Genomic DNA, 17,632 nt, shown 5'->3' on the forward strand with positions numbered 1-17,632 from the left:
CCTCGGTCTTGCTGGATGTGACGTCACGGAGGCGAACGTGAAGAAGCCATCGAGCATTCGTCCTGCGGAAGGCAGGCTCGCCGTCTTGTTGCCCGGTCTGGGTGCGGTCGCGACGACGGCGATCGCGGGAACACTCCTCGCGCGACGAGGTCTCGAGAAGCCAATCGGTTCGCTGACGCAGATGGGGACGATCCGTCTGGGCTCGCGGAAGGACGCGCGCTCGCCGCGCATCATGGACTTCCTCCCGCTGGCGCCGATCGGCGACGTCGTCTTCGGCGGGTGGGACATCTTCCCCGAGAACGCCTACGAATCGGCGGTCCATGCGAACGTTCTCGAGGGGCGTCACCTCGACCAGGTGAAAGAAGAGCTCTCGCGCATCAAGCCGATGTCCGCGGTCTTCGACCCTGCGTACGTGAAGCGCCTCAACGGTACGCACGTGAAGAAGGGAAAGACGAAGGCCGACCTCGTCGAGCAGGTCCGCGACGACATTCGCCGCTTCGTGACGCAAAACGAATGCGATCGCGCGGTCGCCGTCTGGTGCGCCTCGACCGAGGTCTACCTCGAGCCCGGCGCGGTGCATCAGTCCGTGGCCGCCTTCGAGAAGGGGCTCCTGGCGAACGATCCGGGCATCTCGAGCTCGCAGATCTACGCGTGGGCTTGTCTGAAGGAAGGCGTTCCGTTCGCCAACGGCGCGCCGAACCTCACCGTCGACTTTCCCGCGGTCTGGCAGCTGGCGAAGGAGCGCAACGTTCCCGTCGCCGGGAAGGACTTCAAGACGGGCCAGACCCTGATGAAGACCGTCATCGCGCCGGCGCTCAAGGCGCGCATGCTCGGCGTCCGCGGCTGGTTCTCCACGAACATCCTCGGCAACCGCGACGGCGAGGTTCTCGACGATCCCGGTTCGTTCAAGACGAAAGAGATGTCGAAGCTCGGCTCGCTCGAAGTCATCTTCCAGCCGAAGCTCTATCCGGCGCTCTACGAAGAGCTCTATCACAAGGTTCGTATCGAGTATTACCCGCCGCGCGGAGACGCGAAGGAGGGCTGGGACAACATCGATCTCTTCGGATGGCTCGGATATCCGATGCAGCTGAAGATCGATTTCCTCTGTCGTGACTCCATCCTGGCCGCGCCGATCGTCCTCGACCTCGCGCTGTTCATGGACTTCGCCTCACGCGCCGGAATGCGCGGCACTCAGGAGTGGCTCAGTTTCTACTTCAAGAGTCCGATGGCCGCCCCGGGGCTCACGCCAGAGCACGACCTCTTCATCCAGCTGAAGAAGTTGAAGAACACGCTCCGCTGGGTCATGGGCGAAGAGCTGATTACCCACTTGGGGAGCGAGTATTACGACTGAGGCGTGACATCGCGGGGCGACGTCCGGAGCGCGGGTGGCATGGGCCAGAGCGAAAACTGGCCGGGCCACCCGCGAGCCGTTCCATCTCCGCGAAACGAAGGACGACGATCACTTCGCGACGGCGACGTTCGTGCGCGACGGATCTCCGCTCAGCGCCTTCGCCTTGCGAATCATCTGCACGAGCTCGGCGCGCTCGGTTCGCTGGCCAGCCGACGACTGCGCGAGTCGTTCGATGTCGTCGTAGCGCCAATCGGACGCTTGCGGAGCCTTGCGGAGCTTTTCGGCGAAGCTGCTGACGGCAACGGCGAAGCGGAAGTTTTCGGGGGCGTCGTCGAAGGTGCGGAAGACGCTCTTCGGCGACATCGTGAACGCGCTCTCGACGGCGACGTCCGAGCCGCCGTTCGCGGCGTTCTTCGCCGGCTTGGCGCGCAGACGAACCGTGAGCGGGGAGGAGGTCGCCCGGGGAGCGAGCTCGACGTCGTAGAGGGCCGTCACCGAGTGCCCGGCGCCGACTTCGCCTGCGTCGACCTTGTCGTTACGGAAGTCCTTGTCGGCGATGTCCCGGTTTTCGTAGCCCATGAGGCGGTAGCGGAGCACCACGTTGGGATCGAACTCGACCTGGATCTTCACGTCGCGCGCAACGACTTGCAGCAGTCCGTCGACCTGATCGACGAACACCTTCTTCGCCTCGTCCTCGCCGTCGATGTACGAGTAGTTGCCGTCACCCTTGTCGGCGAGCTGCTCCATCATCACGTCTTTGTAGTTGCCGGAGCCGAAGCCCACGGTGCTGAGCGTGATGCCCTTGTCCTTGTACTGCGCGATGGTGCGCAGGATCTCTTCGTGGCTCGTGCTTCCGACGTTGGCGTCTCCATCCGAGAGCACGACGACGCGGTTCACGTGGCCCTTCACCAGCGTCTTGCTGGCGAGGTCATAGGCGAGCTGGATGCCGCTGCCCATCGACGTACTGCCGCCGGAAGAGAGCGAATCGATGGCGGAGAGGATGCGCTCCTTGCTGGCGATGCCCGTCGGCTCGAGGACGATGCGTGTCGAGCCGGCGTAGGTCACGAGGGCAACGGTGTCGCCTGGCTTCAGTGTTTCGGTGAGGCGCTTGAGGCTCTTCTGTGCGAGCGGCAAGCGATCCGGAGCGGACATGGATCCGGAGACGTCGACCAGGTAGACGAGGTGGACGGGCGAGCGCTCGGCGGGCGTGACGTGCTTGGCCTGCACCCCCACGCGGATCAGGTGATGGCCGCGCGCGAGAGGGGAGGGGGCGGCGGCGAAATCGACGGCGAAGGGCGTCTTCGAGGGGGCGGTCGGCTCGGCGTAGCCGTAGTCGAACGAGTTGAGGAACTCCTCGGCGCGCACGCCTTCGAACGGCGGGAGTCGTCCTTCGCGCATCAGTGTGCGGCGAGCGAACGAGTACGAGGCCGTGTCGACGTCGATCGAGAACGTCGAGAGGCGATCCTTCTTCGCCTCGACCATCGGGTTGACGCCGTAGTCCTTGAAGTGCTCGGTGCGCTCGGTACCTAGAGGGTCGGGCGCCGCTTCGGCGACGCCGACTTGACCGGCCTGCTGCGGGTAGGCCATGGGCGCGCCGGCAAACGCTTGGCTCGGAGATGCGAGCGCGTAGGAGCGACCGCCCGGCGCATTCGCAGCGACGGTACCGTAGTGGCCTCCACCGCACGCGACGAGCGAGAGGACGAAGGGAACGGCGAGGCCACACGAGAAGACGGAGCGGGTCAGGCGCATACCGCAACAACGTGGGCGTCACGTCGACCTTACAGGCCGGTCGCGATCATCGCGTGCGGGTAACGATGTCCCGCCTGCGAGGTGCGGCGAGGACCGCACCGCTCCAATCATCTTGTCGGCCTAGGACCAGCCCGGTATCGTGCGGCTCTCTCATGTTCCCGTTTTTCCCGGTGCCGATGGATGTCGGGCAAAACGTCTCCGTCCAGATCCGTGCGGAGGAGCGCGCGCGAACGGGTACGGACGTCACCGCGGAAGAGACGGAGATCAATCCGCAGCTCCGGTACGACCTCATCTGGCAGGGTGGGCAGAGCCACTTCGTGGCGATCTACCAGCCGCGATTCGTCGTCACCCACACCTTCAGCACGCCGACCATCGATCCGACCGTGGTGAGCCCGGACACCGTCAATCAGGCGGATCCGAACGACACGCCGATATCGATGCTCCAGAACTTCGGCGGAGGCCTCGAGCTCGTTCGCCCGCGGTGGCGCCTGTCGGCCTATCAGTTCGCGGCGTATGGTCCGGTCACGACCACGTCGCTTCTCGTGCAGGCGCCTTGGACGGGGGATGGTCCTCCCCCGGATCCGAACCCGATCATCCCGTCGGAGGTCACGGCGCGCTTCCAGCTGCTCTTCGCGCAGACGATGATCTTCCTGCCGATCCGTCTGTCCGAACGCGTGTCGCTCACGCCGGGCTTCATCTACAACGCATTCGGTGGCGCCAACAGCGAGTCCCGAGCCGCGATGGCGTTCACGTCGGGGCCTGGTGCGAACCTCGCGCTCGAGGTGGCGGCGACGCGAGCCGACCGTTTCATCACGACGGTGGGCGGTGGCCTCGTCAGCACGGACTTCGAAGGCGATCGCCAGGGCCCGAAGATCTACCGTGCGGAGGGCTCACAGACCTGGCGTCACTGGTGGACGCGCACGATCGCGACGGACGCCATCGTGGGCGGCACGATCGGTGGCGACGACATCTCGGGTTATGCGATCTACGGCTCGGCCTCTGCGGGCGTGACGTACGACAGCTACGGCATGCCGAAGTACCCGCCGGGTGCACCGCCGTTCGGCGCCCCCGCGGGCCACGGCAATCGCCTGCAAGTGGGCGTCCTCGCAAAGGCGCAACCCTGGCTCGACCTGTTCTCGGGCAACCTCGAAGAGCGCATGGTGGGCCTGCTCGCTGCGAACTACACGGTCGATCGCACGACGTTCCGCGGCCAACTCTCGGGCGCAAAAGTCTTCAACACGCCGCAGTCGGTCGCCTCGTACTCGATCGTCCAAATCGAGAGCAGTCTCCGTTACCGCTTCTATCCGACGCTCTCGGGCGATCTCGGCATCCGCTTCGGCAGCCAAGAGTTCGACAACGCCATCCGCTTCAGCTCGGTCACGCAGGGCACGGTCTTCCTGGGCCTTCTCTGGACCCCGCTCCCCGCGCGCTTCTAACGACGTGAACGAGCTGCCGCTCGCGTGCCCAAAGGACGCTGGGGTCCAACTGGCGTCCGACCGAGACGCGGTCGGGCGGCGGCTTGGGGTGTTCCGCTACGGGTAGCTGCGTGGTACCAAGCGTCTCGCGCTCGGAGGGAGATCCCATGCAGCTTCGCCATTCTTTACGCACCCTGGTGCTGTTCGCGGCGGTCGGCGCCATCGCGGCGGCGTGCGGCTCCGAGTTGGCGGACCCGACGCCCGTAATCACGGACGGCACGGACGGCGGAACCCAGCCCGTCGTGGACGGCGGCGTTCGCGACGCGACGACCGAGGACGCGAGCGAAGTGGACGGCGGGAGCGGCGGCAAGTGCGATACGCACTGCTCGGCCGACCTACTCAGCGTCGTCGACTGCAAGAACCAGCTCGTCATGATGTGCCCGCCGGGGCAGGGCTGCGGGGCGAACGGGTGCATGCCGGCATGCGAAGCGGCCGTGCAGGCGAAGAGCTCCATCGGGTGCGAGTACTACGCGGTCGCCCCGGATATCATCGCTGACGCGAAGGGCGCGTGCTTCGCCGCCTATCTCACCAACGCCTGGAACCAGCCGATAACGATCCAGGTCGAGCGGGCTGGGACGACGCTGCCCGACAACATCGCTTACCTGCCTCAAGGCTCCGGCCAGTCCATCACGTACCAGGCGCTCCCCAACGGGCAGCTCATGCCGGGACAGGTGGCCGTCGTCTTCCTCAGCGGCAGCCCGAGCGCCCCGATCGGGCGTTGTCCAGCGGGGGTGAACGTCGGCTACCCGCAGGACCCGTCGGTGAATCAGACCGGCATCGGCGACGCGTTCCACATCACCACGAGCGCGCCCGTCGTCGCCTACGACATCTTCCCGTTCGGCGGGGGCAACGCGGCGGCGACCAGCGCCACCTTGCTACTCCCCACGGGGGTCTGGGACACGAACTACATCGCCGTCGACGCGTACGCCCAAAGCCAGCTCGTTTCGAACGCCGCGCCATCGATGGACATCGTGGCCAGCGTGGACAACACGCACGTGACCATCGTCCCGACGGTGGCCATCGTGGGCGGCGGCGGGGTGAGCGCGGCGCCCGCGAAACAGCCGGTGGTGTACACGCTGAACAAGGGCCAGTACCTCCAGATCTCCCAACCGGCGGAGCTGATCGGCAGCGTCATCGAGGCCGATCAGCCGGTCGGGCACTGGGGGGGCGCCTCGTGCCTCAACATCCCGGCGAACGTCGCCGCGTGCGATTCGGCCCACCAGCAAATTCCGCCGCTGAAGGCGCTTGGCCACGAGTACGTCGCGGTACGCTACCGGAACCGCTTCGACGGGAAAGAGGAGTCGCCGCCGTGGCGCGTCGTCGGCGCCGTCGATGGCACGGTGCTGAGCTACGACCCAGCGCCCCCCAAGGACGCGCCCCTCGCGCTCGAGCGGGGCGAGTTCTTCGAGTTCAGGGCCAGCGGGCCCTTCACGGTGAAGAGCCAGGACGACACGCACCCGTTCTACATGGCCGCCTTCATGACGGGCTGCGCGGAGACGAACCCGGACCAGTCGGACTGCCGCGGCGATCCGGAGTTCGTCAACGTGATCCCGCCGCAGCAGTACCGCTCGTCGTACACGTTCTTCACCGATCCCACGTACCCGGAGACGAACCTGATCCTCGTCCGAGGCAAGGGCACGGGCCAGGGCCAGTTCGAGGACGTGTCGCTCGACTGCGCGGGCACCATCACCGGCTGGGCGCCCGTCGGCGCGGCCGGCGATTACGAGTACGCGCGGCTCGACCTCGTGACCGGGAACTTCAAGGGGCAGAACGGCTGCGACAACGGCATCCACACGATCAAGTCCAACGGGATGTTCGGTCTGACGGTCTGGGGTTGGGGGAGCGCCGCCTCCGGCAGTTCCTTTGGCTGCTCGGGGAGCGTCTGCGGCGGGCTCTACTCCCAGGCCGTGAGCTACGCTTACCCCGCCGGCGCCGGCGTGTGGGCCATCAACCAGGTGACCGTCCCCACGACCTCGCCCTAGAAAACGCGGGTGGAATAGGCCTGAGCGCGGGTGGAATAGGCCTGAGCGCGGGTGGAGTAGGCCTGAGCGCGCTCAGAGAGCGTCCCCCAGCGCTCAGAGAGCGTCCCCCAGCGCTCAGGCGCTTGCTCGGCTCGTTCGGACGCGCTCCCCCGACGCTCTGGCGCTCGGCAACCCGTCACCGCTGGCCGAGCGGCAGGCAAGTCGCACGAAATCCTGGGGACGAGGCGCTCAATACACGCACTGGCCCATCGTTCCGCCGGTCCGATTGTCCACGAAGACGACGGGCGTGCTCGATGCGGACAACGTGCTGCCGCCCATGAAGAGAAAGAGGCGAGCCGTTTCTCCGTCGTAGGAGGGATGACTGCCTGCAACGATGTCCGAATGCCCGTCACCGTCCACGTCTTGACCGTGGAGTGAAGAGGCCAGTTCGGATTGATGATTGGGGAGCTCGAGCTTGATGGGCGCCGTTTGTGCGGTGATTCCGCCGGCCCCTCCCGCGAAGACGTAGGCGCGTCCGAGCTCGCCGTAGTAGTTCGGCGCGCCGACGCCGATATCGTCGTATCCGTCGCCGTCGACGTCTCCGAGACCCGCGACGGCTTTGCCGAACGCGATCCTCGGGTCACCGGGCACGGGGCCGGTTTCGCCGATGAGCGCAACGGGCGTTGCGTCCGCCGCGATCCCGCCGGCGCCGCCCGAATAAAGATACGCGCGCCCCGAGCCTCCTCCTCCGCCGGAGGGATCGCCGTCTTGCGGTGCGCCGACAATCAAATCCGAATAGCCATCGCCGTTGACGTCCCCCGCGTTCGCCACCGCATGTCCGAAACTGTAATTGATGTTGGTCGGCCCCGGGCCCTTCAGAATCACGGGGCCCTCGAACGTTCCGCCCGCCTGTCCCCTGTAGATGTACACGCGGCCCGTCGAGGTTCGCTCGGCGCCGACGACGAGGTCCGGCAAGCCGTCGCCGTTGATGTCCCCCGCGGCCACACTGCATCCGAACCGGACATCTGTGGTCTTGGGATTCAGTGTCGTCGGGTTGTCCTTGAGTCCGGTTTCGCTCCCGTAGAAGACGAAGGCGAGGCCATATCCTTGGTTGGCAGAGGGATCGCCCACGAGGATATCGGCGTAGCCGTCCCCGTCGACGTCCCCCGCGGGAGCGACGGCGTAGCCGACCCCGGCGACAGTCGTACCCGCGACCGAGGCGCCGACGATATCCGGCGTCGCGCTCGCGGACATGCCCGTCGCGCTCCCGTAGAAGGCATAGACGCGTCGCTCGATGGACGAACCGACGATGAGATCGGCATAGCCGTCTCCATTGACGTCGCTCGAAGCGACGGCGTTGCCGAACCAGGACGAGCCGCCTTGAAGGATCGTCGGCATCGCGTCCTTCGCAATGCCGTTCTTTCCGCCCGCGAAGAGGTAAACCCCTCCTTTGACGGCCGTGTTGTTTCCGCTCCCCGTCGCGATCTCCGCGTAGCCGTCACCGTCGACGTCGAGCATCGAGCCCCAGCTCGTGTCGACGGCGCCTCCGCTGCGCGAGCCCACCGAGAATTCCCAGGTGCGGCTCACCGCGCCGCCCGCGCTCACACGCCAGTAGACCACGCCTTTCGGAAGCGGTTGGTCGGGGATCGCGCGCGTGCCGGACGCGTCGACCGTCGCCGTTCCGACGTGCTTCGTGCATGCGCGATCCGCGCAGAGCTCGACGGCCGCGCCGCTCGCGCCGGACGGCATTTGCCAGCGCAGTGAAGGTCGTTGCGACGTGACGGTGGTCGTCGAGAGCGGCGCGACGAGCCTCGGCGCAGGGCCGCTCGCGGCGTCGTTCGTGCCGTCGGTGTTGCTCGACGCGTCGGTGCTCCCGCTCGCGTCGCCGTTGCCGTTGCCGTTGTTCGACGTCACGCCTCCGTCTTCGCCCAGAGCGTCGCCAGGGCTCGAGTCGCTGCTCGAGCAGCTCGCAACGAACACCAAGCCCAGCGACATCGCTTGAACGAAGAGGCCAACGATTCGCCGCATCGCTCGATGGTATCTCAACCTCGCCGATCCCCGCACGACCGTTCCGAATCCAGACCGCCGGGACGGCCACCCGCCTCTACGCGGCCTTCTTCCGATCCTTGACCATCTTGAGGACGGCCTTCGCGTCGCTCGGCCGGAGCACGCCGGTCACGACGGCGAGCAGGCCGTAAAGCCCCGCATCCCCCGCGAGCCTCACGGCGGGATGGATGCCCAGGTGCGCGACCTTCCAATCCGCGGCCGCCACGACGGCGCAGATCGCGAGCGACTTCACGCTCGACAGGATCCCCCGCCGATCGAGCGCGCGGTCTCGAAGCACGGCAAGGAACGTGAACATGATGATGAGCTCGCGAAGCGACAGCGCCATCGCCACGCCGGTGCCGGCGCCGCCCGGTCCCCACTTCGAGGTGATCGGGACGGCGAGCACGACCAAGACCGGCAGCAGCACCAATCCCGCGATCGAGATGACCGTGATGGTCCAGGACCGATCGAGGATCATGAGCGCCAGCCAGAGCAGCACGTTGGCGTACGCGAACACGAAGGTCGGAGCGAGCCAGGCCAGGCTCCCCGCGGCGGGCAGGAACTTGTCCTTGATGGTGATGTGGATCCAGTACTCCGCGCCGAGCGCGAGCATCAGCGTGAGCGGCAACGAAACGACGTTCACGCCCTCGAATCCTCTTCGAAGGATCTTGTAGAAGTCGTCCTCGTTGCGAGCCTTGGCGCGGCTCATCATGGGAATGAGCACGCCGCTCATGATGGGCGAGAGCAGCGCCGACAGTCGCGCGATCTCACGGGCCGCTCCGTACCAGCCCACCTCTTCGGATCCGGCGGGCACGAGCGAGCGGAGAATGACGACGTCGATGGTCGAGCCGAGCGTCACCGCCACGTTGGCGATGAAGAACGGAAACGAGACCTTGAGCACTTCGCGGGTCGCGGCCGCGTCGAAGCGCAATTTCAGGTCCACGGCCTCCCGCGTAGCAAGGAAGAGGAACGTCGCCTTGAGTCCTTCGGCGACGACCATGGGCATGGGCAGCACCCAGAACGGCGCGTTGAACGTCACGGCCGCAAAGGTCCCGCCGCCCCAGAGCACCTTGGCGACGACGTTGGCCACGGCGAGCCCCCCGACCTTCGAGGCGGCTTGCAGCGCCTGCTGGAAGGTCTGGTTCATCGCGGTGAACAGGTACGCGATGCCGAAGAGGGCGCCAGCGATCTGCTCCTCGGGCAGCTTGTGACTGAGGCTGAAGAACCCGTAACCAAAGAGCGGCACGAGGACGAGCGCGCGCGAGAGCATCACGCCGAGGAAGAAGTCGCTGGCGTGCTTGGGCCGGATCGCGATCTCGCGCGAGATGTACGTGTCTACCCCTAGGCTCAGAAAGACCGCCAGGGAGGCCGCGAACTGGTCGCCGTACTTGTAGTAACCGTAGAAAACGGGGCCGAGGTACTTGGGGAGCTTGAACGTGACGATGAGGGCGACGCCCCACGTCAGGACCATCGACGTGGCGAGCTTGAGAGCGTTGCGAAATGCAAGGCTTCCTTCGCGCGACGCGACATGCGCCGTCCCGTGCGCCTGCCCGGCATCGGCGTTCTCGGCGTGCTGGTCGTTCTCGTGCTGCCCCGCGCGCTCGGCAATCTGTGGGATCTGTGCCTTTTGTGCGCTCGTTGCGCGCGGTCCGCTGTCCATCTTGTCTCGGTTGATCGGCGAGTCGTGGCGCCGCTTCGGCTCGGGGCCGAAATCGACCCCCGCCAACGCTACCACCTCCCGGCCACCTCGGTGCTGGTCGAAGCTGGTCGGAAGCGGGCCAAGACGACCGACACGGGCCTATCACGGCGAAGTCACCCGTTAAGAGGGTCGCTTCGGAGACGAGGTCCGCGTAGCATGTCATCCGTGCAACTAGCCCCTGGCTCCCAGATTGGAGTCTACGTACTCGAGTCATTGCTCGGGTCGGGGGCCTTCGGCGTGGTGTGGCTCGCGCGTCGCAACGACAATGGCGCGCGAGTTGCGATCAAGGTGCTCCACCCCGAGGCCGCGGTCTCGAGGGAGAGCGTCGAACGTTTCCGCCGCGAGGCGTGGGCGCTCTCGCGACTTCAAAGCCCTCATATTGCCCGCATGTTCGAGTTCCTGACCGGGCCGCCCTTCGGGATGGCATTGGTCATGGAATACATCGACGGGGAGCTCCTCTCGGATCTCTTCAAGCGGGCGCGTTTCTCGATCGAGGACGCGATTGGGCTTGGAGTCGGTGTCCTGAGCGGCGTAGCGGAAATGCAATCGGTGGGCATCATTCATCGCGACATCAAGCCGGAAAACGTGATCTTGCGGCCGAACCCGAACGGGTGGCACGCCGTGATCTTCGATTTCAACCTCAGCCGCGTGAAGAAGCCAGGCAGCAAGACCAGCAGCCTGACCTCGATGCATGCGGCGATCGGCACCGTCCCCTACATGGCGCCCGAGCAGCTGCTCGACGCACGACGGGTCACCGAGTCCTCCGACGTCTACTCGGTCGGGACAATCCTGTACCGAGCGGTCACCGGAGCCCTGCCTTTCGACACGCGTGAGAGCCTCCGCGAGAAGCTCCAACAGGAAGCGCGGCCGCTCACCACGGGACGTGACGACACACTCGCCAAGGGCTTCGAACGCGCGATTGCGAAATCACTTCGTCGTCGGCCTTCGGAGCGGTACGGCAACGCCCAGCAGATGCTGGACGAGCTTACAGGATTGGTCGCGGGAGCTTCGTAAACATGGCCGACGGCGCAGAAGCAAAACGCGCAGTACGAGCCGCAAACGCCACGAACGCCACCAGCACGCGAGCCCGACTCGCGGTGGCCGGCGTTGCGCTTGCGTTCTACGCGCTGTTCATCCTCCGAACGAGCTTCTCGATCGGTGGCACGCGGTACTTCGTCCTCTTCGAAGACGCGATGATCTCGATGCGCTACGCGCGGCATCTCGCGGCGGGCGACGGCCTCGTCTGGAACGTCGGCGAGCCGCCCATCGAAGGCTTCACGAACCTGCTCTGGGTTCTCTGGATGAGCGTCGCGCACACGCTTGGGCTCTCCGAGTCCAAGGTGTCGCTCTTCATCATGCTCACGGGGGTCGCGATCCTTCTCGCGACGGGACTCGTGGTCTCGAAGATCGCACGCAAGATCGTCGATGCGCCGTGGGTGCCCGTGGCGGTGCTCGCGGCAACGCTGTTCGACTATCCGCTCGTCTTCTGGACGCTGCGCGGCATGGAAGTCGGCGCGCTCGCGCTCTTCGTCTACACGCTGCTCTGGCTCGTGCTCGAGAACGAAGACGAGTTCAGCCTCCCGCGTTCACTCCTGATGGGGGCCCTGACGGCCGGCGCGCTGCTCATTCGCAGCGACTCGGTCGTGCCCGTGGGCCTCATCTGCCTCTATGGCTTTCTGACCTGCTCGCGCCGCTTCGTCTTCGCGGCGTGCATCGGCGCGTTCGCCGGCACGGCGGTGGGCGGGCAGACGCTGTTCCGCAAGGCGTACTTCCACGAGTCGCTGCCGAACACGTACTTCCTCAAGCTCTACAAAATCTCGGCGCTCGCGCGCATCAAGCGCGGTGCGTTCGTGGCGCTGGAAGTCCTCACGATGCACCTGGCGGTCCCCGTCAGCATCGTGCTCGCGAACCTCGGCTTCGATCGTGAGCTCCTCACGCGCTCGGGCCTCGAGAAGATCGCGAAGAACAAGCTGCTGCGCCGGCAGGTCCTTCTCGGCACGCTCTTCGCGGCGCAGATCGGCTACGCCACGTACGTCGGCGGCGACGCGTGGGAGTGGATGCTCTACGCGAACCGCTACATGTGCATCGGCATGCCGGCGCTCATCGTGCTGGTCGCCGTCGTCCTCTCGCAGGTCGTCGCCTCGGCGGACAAGGAATCGAGCCAGCTCTTCGCACGCCGGCTCTCGATCGCGCTCGTCGGCTGCGGCCTGCTCCTCGTCGCGCTGAACGTCTTCGCGAAGAAGTTCCCGGAGCAGGGCATCGCCGCCACGATCACCTTCAGCAAGAAGGCCTTCGCCATCGGCGGCGCGCTCGTGTTCGCCGGCGCGCTCCTGCGCCTGCGTGACATGCGTGAAGGCATCGCGCAGGGCCTCACCGCTCTTCGCCGTCGCGTCGGCAAGCAGCACACGGTCACGGCTGCCGCGCTCGCGCTGATGGCCATCGTGTGGCTGCCTGCGCATCTGTTGCCGTTCGCGCAGTGGGCCACGCAGAACGCCGCGCAGTACAAAGACGAGGCGAACTACACGCGCCTCGGCATCCTCATCCGCGAGACCACGCCGCCCGAGCTCCGCATGGCCGTCGCCGCCGCCGGTGCCACGCCGTACTTCGCGCAGCGCCCCACCGAAGATCTCCTCGGCAAAAACGATCGCCACGTCGCGAAGCTCGAGCCGCGCGGCGTCTTCTCGCCGGGCCACGACAAGTGGGACTACCAGTACAGCCTCGGCGAGCGAAAGAGCGACCTCATCGTCGAGACGGTCGACGTCAACGAGGCCGACGATGCGTACATCTCGAGCCTCGGCTTCGAGAAGCTCGAGAACGGCATGCGCCTGCGAACGTCGGCGCCGGTCGTTCATCGCGACATTCTCGGCCGCGAGATGACCGACGGCGCGACGCTCTTCACCGCCCTCGGTGAGCTCGGCAAGTCCTTGCCTGCGGGCCTGCTCGGCATCGACATCGTGATGGTGCTCGCGTTCGGCCTCGTCATCGGCGGCGCGTTCCGCGGCATCGTCCGAGACCACGAGTCGTTCGAGGATCTCTCGCCGATCGCCCTCGAAGAAGAGGCGCCGCTCGACGACTCCGCGAGGGCCGCCCTCAAGGGCGCCGAGGCGCGGGCGATCCCCACGCTCGACGGCATGCGCGGCATCGCGGTGCTCCTCGTCCTGATGTTCCACTTCGCGTGGACCTTCCCGGGCGACGACGGCGTGCCAGCCACCACGTTCATCGACAAGATCGCCACGCACGTCCATGCCTTCCTCTGGTCGGGCTGGACGGGCGTCGACCTCTTCTTCGTGCTCTCGGGCTACCTCATCACGCGCGGTCTCGTGACACCGTCGAAGAAGCCGCTCGGCACGCGCATGAAGAGCTTCTGGATGCGCCGTGTGCTGCGCATCTTCCCGCTCTACTACGCGTTCATCATCGTCGGCACGATCATCGGGCTCGCGCTCGGCACAGGCTGGATCCCGGGGCCGTCGTACTGGCTCTACATGCAGAACTACACGCTCGCCTTCGACGACGAGGTGCTGCGCTGGACCGCGCACTTCTGGTCGCTCGCGATCGAGGAGCAGTTCTACTTCGTCTGGCCGATCGTCGCGCTGATGGTCTCGCGGAAGAAGCTCATTCCGACCATCCTCGTGCTCGTGCCTGCGGTGGTGATGCTCCGTGGCCTGCTCGTCTTCAAGGGCGCGCAGATCTCCGCCGTCGCGGACCTGCTGCACGACACGAACGGCATCGCGAAGTTCGTTTACCGAGCGACGTTCACCCGTGCCGATGGCCTGCTGCTCGGCGCCTTCGTCGCGGTCACGCAGCGCGAAGTCTCGCATCCGGTGTCGATCGCTTGGCGCCGCCTGCGCTTCCCGATCTTCGTCTCCACCGCAGTCGCGCTCGCGGGCCTCTATGTCCTCGCGCACGGCCTCAACGACTACGATCGCCGCATCATGGGCGTGGGCTACGTCACGCTCGCTCTCTTCTTCGCGAGCACCATCTCGCTCTGCGCCGACGAGCAGATCGGCGAGAAGACCCGAGCGTTCCTCTCGTGGCGCCCGCTCGTGGCGTGCGGGAAGGTCAGCTACGGCATGTACATCTTCCACTGGCCGCTCGTCGTCCTGCTCGTGCCGCGGCTCGAGAAGATGCACGTGGGCATGCCGGTGGCCACGCAGATGGCGCTCGATACGGGCGTCATCCTCGGCTGCATCGCGATCATCTACGTGGTCGCGACCATCAGCTTCCGATTCTTCGAAACTCCGTTCTTGAAGCTCAAGGGACGGTTCCACGACTGAAGGTCGTGACGGGTGAATGCCATGAGCGTGCTCCTTCTCGGCGCGGACTACTACGGCACGCTGGCCGCCGCGCGTTGCTACGGTAAGAACGGCATCGATGTCACCATGGCGGACGACAATCCGCAGGCGCGAGGCCTCTACTCGCGCTGGGTGACGCGGAAGCTCTCGCATCCGTCGATCAAGAGTCCGAACGACCTCGTCGACTGGCTCGTGCAGTGGGGCGAGCGGCATCCCGGCACGCTGCTCTATCCGCCGAACGATCATCTCTCGTGGCTCTTCGCCGAGCACCGCGATCGGCTCGGCAAGCACTACGAGATGTACTCACCGAGCGAAGCGGTCATCGCCACGCTGCTCGACAAGTCACGTCTCCACGAAGCTTGCGCGGCCGTCGGCATCGAAGTTCCCGAGACGCACGACCTCGGTCCCGAAGGCGCCAATTCTCCCATCGTCTCTCGTTTGAAGTTCCCCGTGCTGCTCAAGCCGCGCACGCAGATCTTCATGGAGGGCGGCGTCAAAGGCATCATCGTGGAGGACCGCGCGTCGCTCGGCCCCGAGCTCGAGCGCTATCGGTCGATGGCGCGCTTCAACAAGGTCCTCACCGACAAGCACCCCGGCATCGCCGAGCCGATGGTCCAGGAGTACCTGACCGCGGCGGAGACGAACATCTTCAGCGTGTCGGGCTTTGTCTCGAAGGATGGCGAGTTCGTCGCGCGCGCCGCGATGAAGGTGCTGCAGCGTCCGCGCAAGGTCGGCATCGGTCTCTGCTTCGAGGGCCGCGAGGTCGAACTCGCGCTGCTCGACAAGCTCCAGGCCCTCTGCAAGCACATCGGCTACCACGGCGCCTTCGAGTCCGAGTTCATCGTGATGGGCGATCGCCGCCTCCTCATCGACTTCAACCCGCGCTTCTACAGCCAGATGGGGTTCGACGTGGCGCGCGGTCTGCGCCTGCCGCTCCTCGTGTGGCACGCCGCGCGGAGCGATCGCTCGATGCTGAGCCGCGAGCTCGACAAGGCCCAGAGCTGGAAGGCAACGGGCCGCGAAGTTTACTGCCACAAGACGATGCTCGACCTGGTGCTCACGCTCCAGGGCCTCTCGGGGCAGATGTCCCGCTCCGACGTCAAGCGCTGGCGCAAGTGGTACGCCGACCACCGCTCGGCGGCCACCGATGCGGTGCGGGATCCCGAAGACCAGAAGCCCGCGATGATCGACGCCATGCAGTGGGTCTCCCACTTCGCGAAGCATCCCCGCAGCTTCGTGCGGAGCTTCGTGCTCAACCGCTGAGCCTCCGCGCACTTGGCGTGCGGCCCGACTCTTGCCACACTTGAAGGCACCCGAGATGCGATTCGAAGACCGGTTTGGAAGCGAGGCCTCAGGCAGCATCCGCGTGAGCGTCGTCATTGCGACGTACAACCGAGCCGACTCGCTGAGACGCCTGCTCCAGCAGTTCGACGAGCAGACGCTCGCCCCTTCGACGTTCGAGGTCATCGCCGTCGACGACGGCTCGATGGAGGACACGGCGCGCAAGCTCGCCGATCTGAAGACGAACTACGCGCTGCGCATCGAGCGCCAGATCAACAGCGGCGCTGCGGCGGCTCGCCAGAAGGGCGTGGAGCTCGCGCGCGGCAAGATCATCGTCGTCATCGACGACGACATGCAGATCAAGCCGACCTTCCTCGAGAAGCACCTCGCGGGGCACCGTCAGGAGAACACCGTCGTGCTCGGTCGACTTCGTCCCGATGCGAAGCTCGCCGACATGCCCCTCTTCGAGCGCTTCTACGCACGTGCTCTCGCGCGCGACGGAGATGCGTATGCCTCGGGCGAGCGACCGGTGAGGGGCCACAACGTCTACACGGGCAACGTGTCGTTCCCGCGTGAGCTGTTCCTGAAGGTCGGCGGCTTCGACGCGCAGTTCCGCGCCCTCGAAGACGAAGAGATCGGCATTCGCTTCGAGAAGGCGGGCGCGCACTTCACCTACGCGGACGAAGCGGAGAGCATGCACGGGTCCGACTGGACCTCGATGAAGAAGTGGATGGACCGCGCGTACCGCGATGGCGTCTACCAGACGAAGGTCGGCAAGAAGCACAAGGACCACCTCGACTCGCAGCCCTGGCGCCACCTACCGAACATCAATCCGGTGTCGCGACCGATCCTCGCGTTCGGTCTCGCGTCGCCCGGTCCTGCCGGCCTGCTCGCGAACGTCGCGATCCGAACGGCGTCGGCCTTCGACAAGATCGGTCTCGAGCCGGTGGCTCTCGCCGGCGCCACGCTCGTCTACGGCATCCAATACTACCGCGGCGTGCGCGAGGAGACGGGCAGCGCGATCGACGTCGCGCGTGAATATCGCGAGTTCAAGCGCGGCATCGCCCTCATTGGCAAGGGCGGCGCAGGCGGCTCGCCTCTCAAGCGCATGCTCGACGACATCCGCGAAGACAACCGGATGATCCGCGTCTACCAGGAGAAGTACGACTACCGCCTCGAAGAAGGCGCGGTCATCCCCAACGCGAGTTCGAAGGAGATCGCGAGCGATGCCGTTCGCAAGATCGGCTACCAGCTCATGGTCGCCTACCGCGTGATGCGCTTCTTCCGCGACGCGAACCTCGGCCTCGGCGCGCAGTTCATGTCGCGCCTCATTCGTCACGCGTTCGCCTCGGACATCCACTGGGACGCCGAGCTCGAACCGGGCACCGTCATCGTGCACGGCTTCGGTCTCGCCATCAGCTACGCGGCCAAGGTGCGCGCGGGCTCGATCCTCTACCAGAACGTGACGCTCGGTTATGGCCTCGACCCCGACACGAAAGCGCCGGGCGCTCCGCTCGTCGAACGCGACGTCCACATCGGTGTCGGAGCGACACTTTTTGGCCCACTCGTCATAGGCGAGGGCACGAAGATCATGGCGGGCTGTGTCGTGAACCGCAGTGTGCCGCCGAGGTCGATCGTCGAGGCGCCTGTGCCGCACGTGGTCGCGCGCAAGGCGTGGCCCGGCACCGAGAACGGCGTCGCGTCCACCGACCCGTCCTCGTCGAAGAACCAGTTGGCGGGGTAGCGTGGCAATGCCGTTCGGAGAGGCAGAATTTTCA

General features: G+C 66.1%; 10 protein-coding genes. 7 read left to right on the plus strand and 3 right to left on the minus strand.

The features are described 5' to 3' along the window. The first annotated feature begins 37 nt into the window (after positions 1-37). The gene (locus AKJ09_RS26905; protein ID WP_146650589.1) at positions 38-1,351 is read left to right on the plus strand and encodes an inositol-3-phosphate synthase; all 1,314 of its coding nucleotides are present in this window, start codon (positions 38-40) and stop codon (positions 1,349-1,351) included. A 108-nt stretch (positions 1,352-1,459) separates the two neighbouring features. Here AKJ09_RS26905 and AKJ09_RS26910 read toward each other — a convergent pair whose 3' ends face one another. After that, the gene (locus AKJ09_RS26910) at positions 1,460-3,100 is read right to left on the minus strand and encodes a vWA domain-containing protein (RefSeq protein ID WP_146650591.1); all 1,641 of its coding nucleotides are present in this window, start codon (positions 3,098-3,100) and stop codon (positions 1,460-1,462) included. A 152-nt stretch (positions 3,101-3,252) separates the two neighbouring features. Here AKJ09_RS26910 and AKJ09_RS26915 point away from each other — a divergent pair, with 152 nt between their 5' ends. After that, complete coding sequence (locus AKJ09_RS26915) at positions 3,253-4,536, plus strand: hypothetical protein (protein ID WP_146650593.1); 1,284 nt, start codon at positions 3,253-3,255, stop codon at positions 4,534-4,536. A 146-nt stretch (positions 4,537-4,682) separates the two neighbouring features. Beyond that, a complete protein-coding gene (locus tag AKJ09_RS26920; protein ID WP_146650595.1) occupies positions 4,683-6,557 on the plus strand; it encodes an IgGFc-binding protein in 1,875 nt (624 codons plus the stop codon). 228 nt (positions 6,558-6,785) lie between these two features. Here the strand turns inward: AKJ09_RS26920 and AKJ09_RS26925 are convergent, their stop codons facing one another. Both AKJ09_RS26925 and AKJ09_RS26930 read right to left on the minus strand, forming a co-directional pair. Then, positions 6,786-8,564, minus strand: a complete 1,779-nt coding sequence (locus tag AKJ09_RS26925) for an FG-GAP repeat domain-containing protein (protein ID WP_146650597.1) — start codon at positions 8,562-8,564, stop codon at positions 6,786-6,788. Positions 8,565-8,640: 76 nt separating this feature from the next. Further along, positions 8,641-10,308: a flippase gene (locus AKJ09_RS26930; RefSeq protein WP_169927891.1), complete on the minus strand. Its 1,668-nt coding sequence runs from the start codon at positions 10,306-10,308 to the stop codon at positions 8,641-8,643. Between the two features lie 138 nt (positions 10,309-10,446). Between AKJ09_RS26930 and AKJ09_RS26935 the strand changes: the two genes are divergently transcribed. From AKJ09_RS26935 to AKJ09_RS26950, 4 genes are all read left to right on the plus strand, one after another. Beyond that, positions 10,447-11,295 (plus strand): serine/threonine-protein kinase, encoded by an 849-nt coding sequence (locus AKJ09_RS26935; protein WP_169927892.1) that lies wholly within the window; start codon positions 10,447-10,449, stop codon positions 11,293-11,295. A gap of 2 nt (positions 11,296-11,297) precedes the next feature. Then, positions 11,298-14,555, plus strand: coding sequence for an acyltransferase family protein (locus AKJ09_RS26940; RefSeq protein WP_146650602.1), 3,258 nt, complete (start codon positions 11,298-11,300; stop codon positions 14,553-14,555). A 21-nt stretch (positions 14,556-14,576) separates the two neighbouring features. Next, positions 14,577-15,836 carry a carboxylate--amine ligase gene (locus tag AKJ09_RS26945; RefSeq protein WP_146650604.1) on the plus strand — a complete coding sequence of 420 codons (1,260 nt, stop codon included), beginning with the start codon at positions 14,577-14,579 and terminating at the stop codon, positions 15,834-15,836. A gap of 103 nt (positions 15,837-15,939) precedes the next feature. Next, entirely contained in the window at positions 15,940-17,598 is a 1,659-nt protein-coding gene (locus tag AKJ09_RS26950; RefSeq protein WP_169927893.1) for a glycosyltransferase, read from the plus strand. The last annotated feature ends 34 nt before the right edge of the window (positions 17,599-17,632 follow it).

This window comes from Labilithrix luteola, from assembly GCF_001263205.1.
In the GTDB taxonomy this organism is placed as follows: domain Bacteria; phylum Myxococcota_A; class Polyangia; order Polyangiales; family Polyangiaceae; genus Labilithrix; species Labilithrix luteola.

Excerpts from the sequence above, each read along its gene's own strand:
- AKJ09_RS26910 (WP_146650591.1), bottom strand. The coding sequence starts at position 3,100 with ATGCGCCTGACCCGCTCCGTCTTCTCGTGTGGCCTCGCCGTTCCCTTC.
- AKJ09_RS26915 (WP_146650593.1), top strand. The coding sequence starts at position 3,253 with ATGTTCCCGTTTTTCCCGGTGCCGATGGATGTCGGGCAAAACGTCTCC.
- AKJ09_RS26920 (WP_146650595.1), top strand. The coding sequence starts at position 4,683 with ATGCAGCTTCGCCATTCTTTACGCACCCTGGTGCTGTTCGCGGCGGTC.
- AKJ09_RS26925 (WP_146650597.1), bottom strand. The coding sequence starts at position 8,564 with ATGCGGCGAATCGTTGGCCTCTTCGTTCAAGCGATGTCGCTGGGCTTG.
- AKJ09_RS26940 (WP_146650602.1), top strand. The coding sequence starts at position 11,298 with ATGGCCGACGGCGCAGAAGCAAAACGCGCAGTACGAGCCGCAAACGCC.
- AKJ09_RS26945 (WP_146650604.1), top strand. The coding sequence starts at position 14,577 with ATGAGCGTGCTCCTTCTCGGCGCGGACTACTACGGCACGCTGGCCGCC.